The 443-nt window shown below is 47.4% G+C and carries 1 protein-coding gene; it reads right to left on the bottom strand.

Going from position 1 to position 443, the window contains the following annotated elements; all coding sequences use genetic code 11:
• Positions 1-443: AAA family ATPase (locus WEIDD23_RS12295; protein ID WP_156469681.1), on the bottom strand; the 443-nt coding region annotated here is incomplete at both ends.

Genomic DNA, 443 nt, shown 5'->3' with positions numbered 1-443 from the left:
GTAATAGCAAATAAAACAACTGCGTATCCACCATCGACATCTCATCAATGACTAACAAGCGACCTGACAACTCTTCGATATCAATCTCATCCAAGTCTTCACGACCATTAATCCCCAATAAGCGGTGAATCGTCGACGCAGGCATCCCAGTTGATTCCGAGAGACGCTTCGCTGCCCGGCCGGTTGGCGCGGCCAGACGAATACTGGTCTCAATCTCATCCCATTTCATTCCTTCGGCTTGCAGTAGCTTCTTTAAAGTTGCCACAACCCCATTAATAATGGTTGTTTTACCAGTCCCTGGTCCACCCGTTAAAATAAACAAATTACTGGTTAACGCGGCAATCATCGCTTCTCGTTGGACATCATCATATGGAAACGGATTCTCTTCTTCCACTTCGGTCAGGTACTGCACGACATCTTTGCGGGCATACTCACCCGCTTTG

It is taken from the genome of Weissella sp. DD23 (genome assembly GCF_001579105.1).
GTDB classification, from domain to species: Bacteria; Bacillota; Bacilli; order Lactobacillales; family Lactobacillaceae; genus Weissella; species Weissella cibaria.
Note: the sequence above shows the minus strand (reverse complement) of the source record. Positions and strands in the feature narration are given on the sequence as shown.